Source organism: Klebsiella sp. B345 (assembly GCF_051131735.1).
Taxonomy (GTDB): domain Bacteria; phylum Pseudomonadota; class Gammaproteobacteria; order Enterobacterales; family Enterobacteriaceae; genus Klebsiella.
On record NZ_CP180444.1, the window covers coordinates 195950 to 205786 of the forward strand.

10 protein-coding genes are annotated in these 9837 nt (G+C 45.2%); 6 read left to right on the forward strand and 4 right to left on the reverse strand.

The window, feature by feature from the left end; genetic code table 11:
• Positions 1-431: 431 nt before the first annotated feature.
• From ACMYSO_RS26015 to ACMYSO_RS26040, 6 genes are all read left to right on the forward strand, one after another.
• Positions 432-1070, forward strand: a complete 639-nt coding sequence (locus tag ACMYSO_RS26015) for a vWA domain-containing protein (RefSeq protein ID WP_069476606.1) — start codon at positions 432-434, stop codon at positions 1068-1070.
• A gap of 24 nt (positions 1071-1094) precedes the next feature.
• Positions 1095-1736, forward strand: coding sequence for a TerD family protein (locus ACMYSO_RS26020; RefSeq protein WP_069476605.1), 642 nt, complete (start codon positions 1095-1097; stop codon positions 1734-1736).
• Between the two features lies 1 nt (position 1737).
• Positions 1738-2376, forward strand: coding sequence for a vWA domain-containing protein (locus ACMYSO_RS26025; RefSeq protein WP_069476604.1), 639 nt, complete (start codon positions 1738-1740; stop codon positions 2374-2376).
• A 94-nt stretch (positions 2377-2470) separates the two neighbouring features.
• The gene (locus tag ACMYSO_RS26030; RefSeq protein WP_069476603.1) at positions 2471-3511 is read left to right on the forward strand and encodes a TerY-C metal binding domain-containing protein; all 1041 of its coding nucleotides are present in this window, start codon (positions 2471-2473) and stop codon (positions 3509-3511) included.
• Entirely contained in the window at positions 3511-5259 is a 1749-nt protein-coding gene (locus tag ACMYSO_RS26035) for a PP2C family serine/threonine-protein phosphatase (RefSeq protein ID WP_434671027.1), read from the forward strand. Before ACMYSO_RS26030 ends, ACMYSO_RS26035 begins: the two co-directional genes overlap by 1 nt.
• Before the next feature lie 27 nt (positions 5260-5286).
• The gene (locus tag ACMYSO_RS26040) at positions 5287-6786 is read left to right on the forward strand and encodes a helix-hairpin-helix domain-containing protein (protein WP_434671028.1); all 1500 of its coding nucleotides are present in this window, start codon (positions 5287-5289) and stop codon (positions 6784-6786) included.
• Between the two features lie 134 nt (positions 6787-6920).
• On the opposite strand, the gene ACMYSO_RS26045 is transcribed toward ACMYSO_RS26040, so the two are convergent.
• The 4 genes from ACMYSO_RS26045 to ACMYSO_RS26060 all read right to left on the reverse strand — a co-directional run bounded on the left by ACMYSO_RS26045 (position 6921) and on the right by ACMYSO_RS26060 (position 9488).
• Positions 6921-7568 carry an EcsC family protein gene (locus tag ACMYSO_RS26045; RefSeq protein ID WP_434671029.1) on the reverse strand — a complete coding sequence of 216 codons (648 nt, stop codon included), beginning with the start codon at positions 7566-7568 and terminating at the stop codon, positions 6921-6923.
• Positions 7569-7591: 23 nt separating this feature from the next.
• A complete protein-coding gene (locus ACMYSO_RS26050) occupies positions 7592-8350 on the reverse strand; it encodes a DUF2971 domain-containing protein (protein ID WP_434671030.1) in 759 nt (252 codons plus the stop codon).
• Positions 8351-8388: 38 nt separating this feature from the next.
• Entirely contained in the window at positions 8389-8844 is a 456-nt protein-coding gene (locus tag ACMYSO_RS26055) for a hypothetical protein (RefSeq protein ID WP_434671031.1), read from the reverse strand.
• 104 nt (positions 8845-8948) lie between these two features.
• The gene (locus tag ACMYSO_RS26060; RefSeq protein WP_434671032.1) at positions 8949-9488 is read right to left on the reverse strand and encodes a hypothetical protein; all 540 of its coding nucleotides are present in this window, start codon (positions 9486-9488) and stop codon (positions 8949-8951) included.
• Between the last annotated feature and the right edge of the window lie 349 nt (positions 9489-9837).

The window sequence follows — 9837 nt, forward strand, 5'->3', positions numbered from 1 at the left end:
TCATGGTATAAACTGCGCGTCTTAATTAGCGTGTTCTACCTCTGACAACTGTATATCTTTCCTGACATCCCAAGCCACGTTGCTAAAACTTTAGATTTTAAATTATTTACGCCATAAAGACCTTAACCCAATGCCAGTGAGACAACGTCCAGATTACAAAATCTTACTGTGAAGTTTCCACTCAGACAAGGGATGTAGTGTGTTTTCGTGGGGGGGCGTATGTACGCGCTTAAGTCAATGATACGTGACAAACGTATGAAGTGTGTCACGGCCTGATAAGCCTCAACGTTGACTTGATTAAACCATGCTATAAGGAGTTATAACTATCAGATTTAGGGCTGGTATTTGTGGCGTGCATGGGCCTATAGTCAGAGAAAAAACGGCCACACGCGCCGTTGTTTACCTTTCGTTTACCGCAAGGAACATTGATTATGAGAAGACTTCCCGTTTACCTGTTACTCGACACCTCAGGTTCAATGCATGGCGAACCCATAGAGGCTGTAAAAAATGGCGTTCAGACGCTACTCACCACATTAAAGCAGGACCCCTATGCTTTAGAAACCGCATTTGTGTCGGTGATTACCTTTGACTCCTCTGCACGTCAAACTGTCCCCCTGACGGATCTGCTTAGTTTTAATCTGCCCTCTTTGACGGCAAGTGGAACCACTGCACTGGGCGAAGCCTTATCTCTGATTGCTAACCGGATAGATTCGGAAGTCATGAAAACAACAGCAGACGCAAAAGGTGACTGGCGACCGTTGGTGTTTCTTATGACAGATGGCGCACCGACTGATGACTGGCGGAAAGGTCTCAATGACTTTAAGGCAGCCAGGAAAGGAATCGTCGTCGCCTGTGCGGCAGGGCATGATGCGGATACTAGCGTACTGAAGGAAATTACAGAGGTCGTTCTTCAACTGGATACCGCTGACAGTTCTTCTATCAAAGCATTCTTCAAATGGGTATCAGCAAGTGTTTCTGTAGGAAGCCAAAAAGTTGATGCCGGTAAGAAAGAAGTCATCGGCCTTGATGATTTGCCACCTCCACCACCGGAAGTAAACGTGGTTTTATAAAAAAATAACGATGGAGATGACTCTATGACAGTCAGCTTACGTAAAGGACAAGGCGTCAGCCTCAGAAAAAATGAATACGATCTTTCCACAGTCACTATTGGTCTTGGCTGGGATATTAATGAGGAAAAAAAAGGATTTCTTGGCGGGATTTTCGGTAAAAAGGAAGAGGAATATGACCTTGATGTCATCGCCTTCCTTTGCAACGATATGGGAAAAGTGACCGACCTCGGAAATGTTGAAAACGGAAAACCCTCACTGGTTAACGGCGATATTGTATTCTTTAACAGTCTTCGTCATAAATCAGGACAAATTTGGTTAACCGGAGACAACCGAACTGGGGCTGGTGACGGAGACGACGAGCAAATTATTGCAAAACTAAACAGCCTCGATCCGAAGTATCAAAAAATTATCTTTATTGTTCAAATCTACAACGGCGAAAAATTACAGCAGCACTTTGGCAAAGTACAAAATGCATTTATCCGGGCGGTGGATGGCAGAAATGTAGAAATGGCCCGATTCGACCTTTCTGGTGGTCCGAGCTTTAACGGTCAGCGATCTATGGTCTTCGCTGAGCTCGTTCGGGAAGCCACTGGCTGGAAACTTAATGCAATTGGTGAGCCGTCTGCATCTGACTCCTTTGTCAGCCATCTGAGGAATTATATCTAATATGCGCAGATTACCTGTTTATCTGCTCATCGATACTTCCGGTTCGATGCGTGGAGAATCAATACACTCAGTGAATGTTGGCGTCCAGGCGATGTTGAGTGCGCTTCGACAGGACCCCTATGCTCTTGAAAGTGTCCATATCTCAATCATCACGTATGACAATGAAGCGCGGGAATATGTGCCTCTGACAGCCCTGGCCGATTTCCAGTTTTCGGATATTCAGGTACCTAGTGCGGGCGGAACATTTACCGGCGCTGCGTTGGAATGTCTGGTTGCCTGTGTCGACCGGGATATCCGGCGTTCCGATGGTGAACAAAAAGGGGACTGGCGGCCACTGGTGTTTCTGATGACAGATGGTACGCCTTCTGATGCCTGGGCTTATGGTGAGGCTGTTAAGGAGGTACATCGTCGTCCTTTTGGGTCTGTTATTGCCTGTGCTGTCGGACCAAAAGCCGGTCACGAACACCTTAAGCAGCTGACGGATAAAGTTGTCGCACTGGAAACCCTGGACTCGACGGCCTTTTCTGGCTTTTTCAAATGGGTCAGTGCCAGTGTGGCATCGGGGAGTTCCAGTGCCGGGGTTAATACGCCGTCTGACTCGCTACCTCCTCCGCCACCTGAAATACAGCTGGTTCTTTAAGAACTCACCGTATGGCAAGGGGTACCTTGCCAGATACCTTTTAGTCCACGGCTGAAGTGGATATAACTTATAGCGCAACCCGATGGGAGTTCTTATGAGACGGCTTCCCGTATTCTTTGTCCTGGACTGTTCTGAGTCCATGATTGGTGAAAATCTGAAGAGAATGAATGATGGGCTTCAGATGATCGTAAATGATCTGCGAAAGGACCCACATGCGCTCGAAACAGCCTGGATTTCTGTTATTGCGTTTGCAGGTGTCGCCAGAACGATCGTTCCTCTTCATGATATTGTGTCATTTTATCCCCCTCGCCTTCCTGTCGGTGGAGGGACCAGCCTTGGCGCTGCATTAAGGGAACTGACCAGTCAAATAGATTCACAGGTACGTAAAACAACCCATGAAGAAAAAGGGGACTGGAAACCTGTGGTTTACCTGCTCACCGACGGACGTCCTACCGATGATATCTCACGTGAGGTACAACACTGGAATGATCATTACGCGAAAAAAGTGAATCTTATTGCGGTAGGTATGGGGAATTCAGTAGACCTTGGTGTGCTTCGCAAACTGACTGAAAACGTTTTACTGTTTACGGAAAGTCAGGAGGGAGACTTTACCCGCTTCATAAAGTGGATCACTGCTTCAGTCACGGCCCACAGCAGAAGTGTCGGGGAAGATACTCAACCGCAGCTGAAACAGACCGACTATATTGTCAAACTTGCCAAAGATGACATCGCCCGGTCTTATGATGAAAATTGCGTGGTTCTGACCGGACGTTGCAGCAAAACACACCGACCCTATCTCATGAAATATGAACGGCCACCGGCGAAGATATCAGGGCTTGCTTTTGAGCTGAACTTGAACTCCTTCAATATTGCTGGTTGCTATCCTGTCGATGAAGACTACTTCTCATGGACAGATATGGACGCACCGGATGTGCAGGTTAATACCAGCGAGCTCCATGGTGCACCCGGTTGCCCACATTGTGGTAACAGCAGCGCTTTCGCAATGTGCACTTGCGGCAAACTTCTTTGTATCGATGGTCCGGATGATGTTATCTGCCCATGGTGTGATAAAGGGTTGTCTTTTCAGAGTGAAGGTGGGCATTCAGATTTCAACGTTAGCAGAGGACGTGGCTGATGAATGCATTGAATACACTGGAGCATAAAATTGTTTCTCTGATTCTGGAAGAGTCAGCAGGAAAATCAGATCCTGAGGTCGCACTACAGCTAAGCAACGACCCGGCCATTTGCGGGCTTATAAATGGTTTAAGAGAGTGCGTGATAAACCAGGGGCCCGGTTTACCGTGGTCTGACGCTATAGCTAAAAACAAGTCTGACACCGCGAACGTCAGTCAGCAGGAAATAAGCTTAGCTCCGTTGAGTGATGAACTACCCTCTCCTCCTGAACAGAACAATGAAAGCCAAAATCACGACCGTGATGCACAAATGAATATTGTACAAATCAACCCAGAACCATCCAGGGAGGAGATGGAAGCCCCCCCTGTACATGAGATCGCCGACACGAATAATCTACAAACAGCAGTGACTGATGCACAACAGGCTTTATCAACCGCATCAGAAGCAGAGGTGCCATGCATTTCAGGTAGTGACGACACATCGGGAACAGCTGAATCTCCTCGTCAGTCTGAGGCGATCTTACTCAGACCAGGGGAAATACCCCACAAAAAGACTGAGGAGCGCTCTCCTGCCCCTCAGATAGCACCTGACGTATCCATTATTCTTGCAAATGCCAGGGTCGGTGAATCTTTTGACGCACTGGTAGATATCATCACTGACAGTGGCGTTAAGGCAGAAGTGACAGATATTCAGTTCTCCCAGGATATCGGTCTTCTCTTCTGTAAAAATGAGAAACGCCTGAAAGGAACGCCAGCATTCAGCGGAAACTTTGATATGACAGTTAAATGGTCATGCCCCTCACATCCGGATAATGAAAAAAAGTTACTTTTTGTTGTGAATCCAGACCCCAAAAGCCTCTGGAAAGTTATTGAGCCCCCAACCGATGCGCCTTTTTTCAAAAAGAGTATCGATCATCAGAATATCACCTCTGCAACTGTAAATATCGTTGCTGCAAGTCGACGTGGACGTTCCCACGAACATGCAGGTACTTTTCGCGACGATGATTTTTATATCAATGTCAGTGATGAATCCGGATGGAACGTGTTGCTGGTGGCAGACGGAGCAGGTAGTGCCAGATTTTCTCGTGAAGGCTCACGCATTGTGGCTGACACCGTTGGGAACTACCTTTTCAGTCAACTAAAAGCAGAAAAGGGTCATGAGATCAAAAACAGAGTACTGCGCTGGAACAGTGAAGATCAACGGGCTGTATGGGATTTCATGAATCACCATTTCAGGCAAGCTGCGTTGCTGGCTGTGCATAACATTAGCAGTGCAGCCATTCTGGCTCAGGACAGAGCAAAGTCATTCTCAACAACTTTACTGGCGACCGTAACTTTTCGTGAAGGCTCTGAACTGTTTGCTGCTTCCTTCTGGCTTGGTGATGGTGCTATTGCTGCATATGGACCAGCCGGAAAGATCAGGGTCCTGGGGGCTCCCGATAGTGGAGAATATGCCGGACAGACACGGTTCCTTGACGCTGAGGCCGTCAGTGATACAGGTTTCAGTAAACGCATCAGTATAGGTAAGTGGAATGATGTCTCTCACCTTGTTCTGATGACTGATGGTGTATCCGACCCGTGGTTTGAGACAGACAACGGACTACAGAATCCTACGAAATGGGACTCGTTAATGACGGAGCTGAATCCCCTTCTCTCTGTTCCTGATCTGGCCTCATCACAGCTGGTGGAGTGGTTAAACTTTTTCTCCCCTGGCAATCATGATGATCGGACAATCATTGTTCTCTGGTGAGCTTAATGGGACCACAGGTGGGTATTCATGGCAAATATTGTTACATGTAAAACTACGGATGGAAAAACCATCCAGTATGTCGATGAAGTTATCGGCTCAGGCTCAATGAAGGATGTGTATTTTTCTCCAGATAAATCGTACGTTGTGGCCTTCTATCATAAACCTCAGAACGAACAGGCCCGCGAACGTATCAATATGATAACGGGCAGGTACCGGCAAAATATTTTCGAACAATCAGGAGGAGATTACTGGAAAGGTCTTTTTTGCTGGCCTACAGATGTTGTCGAGCACGGCGACAAGGTGGGTATTGTGGTGCCCTCCTATCAGCAGCACTTTTTTTTCCGGTATGGATCCAAAAATAACGATTTTCTCGGGATCAAAGGACGGGAAAAAGAAGGGAAATGGTTCGCCAGCGCCAACAATCAAAATAAATTTCTCGATCCTCGTGAACGGGGCAATACTCTCAACTACCTCAAAGTTTGCTTACTGTTAACCCGGGCAGTCAGGCGAATGCATGCTGCAGGACTGTGCCACAGTGATCTGAGCTATAAAAATGTCCTGATAGACCCTGAACTGGGCCACGCGTGCATCATCGATGTTGACGGGCTGGTTGTACCTGGCAAATATCCCCCCGACGTGGTTGGCACACCAGATTTTATTGCCCCTGAAGTGGTCAAAACAAGCCACCTCCCCAAAGATGACCCTAAGCGTGTACTGCCAAGCATATCCACCGATCGGCATGCGCTTTCAGTACTGATTTATATGTATCTGCTTTTTCGTCATCCGTTACGTGGAGGAAAAATCCATGATATGGGCGATGAGGTACGGGATGAAGCTCTTGCAATGGGGGAAAGGGCTTTGTTCATCGAACATCCGACAGACCACAGCAACGCGGTTAAAATCAGCCAGGTCTCCTCATTTTCGCTTCCCTGGGCAGATCCTCAGAAAATCCCATACACCGTCCTGGGACCATATTTAACACCCCTTTTCGACCGGGCATTTATTGACGGGCTGCATGATCCGTCAAAACGGCCGACAGCGGATGAATGGGAAACCGCCCTGGTAAAAACGGTCGATTTAGTACAGCCTTGCCAGAATGATGCCTGTGAGCAGGAGTGGTACGTTTTTTCCGGCAAAACGAAACCGGCATGTCCATACTGTGGGACCCCCTACAAAGGTAAGCTTCCGATCCTGAATCTGTATTCATCCAGAAAAGCAGGGTCGTTCAGGCCTGATGACCACCGGCTAATGGTCTGGAGCGGGCAGTCTGTATATGCCTGGCATGTTAACCGGCTGGTTGCACCCAATGAAAGAACAACAGCTGACCAGAAAAAACGAGTGGGGTATTTCGTTTTTCATAATGACCAGTGGTGGCTTGTAAACGAGGGGATACACGGGTTGATGTCTCTACCCGACCGCAAAGTGGTAGCTATTGGTGATAAGCTCCGTCTGGATGACAATGCTCAGTTTATTCTCTCTCCTGAGGAAGGCGGGCGATTGGTGGTGGTTCAACTTTTGGATAATTAGATAAATTCTCGACCATTGATATCATAACGTTAATATGAGCCCACCTTTTGGTGGGCCATAAATATCACGGACAAAAAAACATTATGGCTATACTGTTTCTTCAAATTAAGTATCCCTCATGTTCAGCCCTGTCATTAGATATCATTAATAATATTACCTTCAATGAAGGTCTTTCTTGCTATGTTACCTACAATATTGGTTGAAACCCCATCAAAAGTCCCACCAATAACTCCGCCTACAAGTGGGATCATTTTACCTAAGTTAATAGCACCTTTTTCACCAAACTTAGTGAGGAGTCTGAAACCTACACGCCTATTGATAGCTGTTATTGTTTCTCTTGAAATGTTCTTAATTAACTGTGTGGATAGTTTTGAACCAATGACAATCCCTGTGCCCTTAAGAATGTCTTTTGCAGCATTACCAGCCAGGCACGAATAAACAAGTGCTTTTACACGATCGTCCTTTACGTCATAACCGCCCATGATGGCAATTGTTGTTATCATACTAATCTGGACATACATCACAGTCGCGATACTTGCTGGAATTGATACAGGTAGAGTAATAATACCTCCAAGTCCGGACACAAATCCGGTAGTGGCAGATTTTGTATTTTGCCATCTAATAAGGGAATTGACCTTTTTTGCTAAGTCCCCTTCACCCTTCAGGTAGTTTTCAGCCATCTCATAAGATGAGTTTGTTCCCGGAATGGTTCCATCCAGAGCTTTATCGTAGGCCCAGTTGAGAGCCTGCATGATTTTTCCTTCACTAAGTTTGTTCGCCATGTTCTCGTCCTGTTAATTTATTGTTAGCACATTTTTAATCGTGGAAGGTCCAATTTATAAAGGTCTGATTGTATTATATTTGTGGCGACTCCCATGCCCTGAATTTCCGCTCGAAGATTTACAAAATCTGAACTTGATAAACGTGGGTCAAGGCAGATTTCCTCAAAAAGTTCCTCAGGAGCTATGTTTATTTTATATAGCCCCTCCATCCCATTTTTATCACCTATATCATCGACAATCAGTCTGACTTCATTTTCATGGGAAAAGGCAGTTCTTTTTGTACATAACACCTCTGCGAACTGTGTGTTTTGCCCGCCGAGGATGAATTCAGAAAATGTGGTTGAATTCATGAATTCAATAATCTCTTCTTTATTTTTATAATTAACTTTCCCAATAAAATATTTTAGACTGCAATTTGTGTCAGAAGTGTCATATAAGGTCAAGAATAGTTTTCGAATGGTTGTTTTTACTCTCACACCTCGTTTTTCGGGGCTGTATATTCTCCACATTGCATCAGTGTCTTCGTTTTCAGTCCAGCACTGACCATACCATGAATTATAAAGGCTTTCCAAAGACCCTAATTCGCCATCATCAGAAACCAGTTCAGTTTTAAGGAAGAAGTTTTCGTATGGGTCATCCCACATAGAAGGTTGAACCAATACCAGTTGTTTTGTTGTAATTAGTTCAATAAAACGTTCGAAACTAAATATCCTATAGACAGGAGTGTCAAGATTATTAATGTTTATTGCGTTTTTAATGAATTTTTCTAGAGTGCTGGACATTAACACTATCCTTTTAGTTGTTATTTTTACCTATATCTTCAGGATGACTTAGAGATGGTTTGCGTACACTTATAAAGCTTCTCATCTTTACCTAGACTAGTTACGTTATAATTAACAAGGAGCGATGCTGTTTGCTCATATAATTTTTTTTGGGTTTCTGTTACGGGGTATTCAATTATATATGTATAGCTCATAACGTTACGATTGTTTTCCGTCGTATTAATCGCTCTTATAGGAGGTATACTAATATTTGTAACCTGAAGACCTCGAACTGTCCGGTTGTGTTGCGCCGACAGGCCCATCCCCTGAGCGACAGGAACACCGTCCTTTACCACAAAATATTGAATGGAATTTTCATCTCCTCCGGTATCGAGGATCGTTGTTGCGTAACCTCCTTCACAACTGGCAACTGCTTTTGTTAAATGTTCAGCCGCAAACACTGACTGGAATTTGCAGGTCAGTAAAACAACAACTATCGCGAGTTTTCTTTTCATTCCATTCTCTTATTGATTGTTTCTCATTGAGAATCGCCAAAAGGTCCGTGGTTTTAATGAGGCCAAGCCTTACTGCAAGGAAAAATGTGTTGGGTACAGTGGTGTCATTCCAGGCTGTCGATCACTTCCCCCCATTTTTCTGCGTTGTTGAAACTCCCGCTCGATATACAGTTGTTGTGATAGTGGACTGCATATTTGACTCGCAAATTCTTAATCATCTCAGCCTGTGCTGTACAAAAAACAAGATAGACAATAGCAACGATGACCTGTTCTGGACCAGTTCCAAGATGAGCGACTGCTTTTTTGAATGAGGGTGCTACATCTTCAAGAAGGTATGTGACGCCAGGGTTCTTCCTGCCCACATATGAGTTTTCCGACCTACGACCTTCATACTCCATATCAAACAGACGGAAAGGAAGATTACTCAACACCCCACGGGCCGAATGATTAAACGCAGACGCGCGATCGTAAAATTCAATGACAAACCAGTAAACATCTTGCTCGGTGGGGAGCTTACTGCCCAACTGTCGGGCCAGTTGTGCGGCCAAATCCATTGTCTGATCATCTGTCTCAGGCAATTTTGTTTTGACGCCACCAATTACAAACTCATTTTTATTCAAACCAAACCAACTTCCTATACCCATGTTGCCAGCCTCAGTAATATCCTAAGATAAATGTATCAGAACTACTTTTTCTGCCTACCTACCATAGTAGGTATCCTTGTGGGTACCGACGGAAAAGGTTCAAGCGCTCAGTACCTGGAGAATGGCTGAAATGAGCATTTTAAATGGTCTAAAACGGGTGCTGGTTACTTCAGAGTTAACATACCCCCAAATCGTACATAAATCAGCATTCATCCTTGAATAAAACGAGCGCCGCTAGTTAATCCGCCTGGAAGCATTGCTGTACTGGTTAGTGTTATCAATGAGCAGGTTTAATGCCTCAGGTTGCGATTTTCAACCTCCAAATTTTTCAATGAACGTCTTTTAGCGT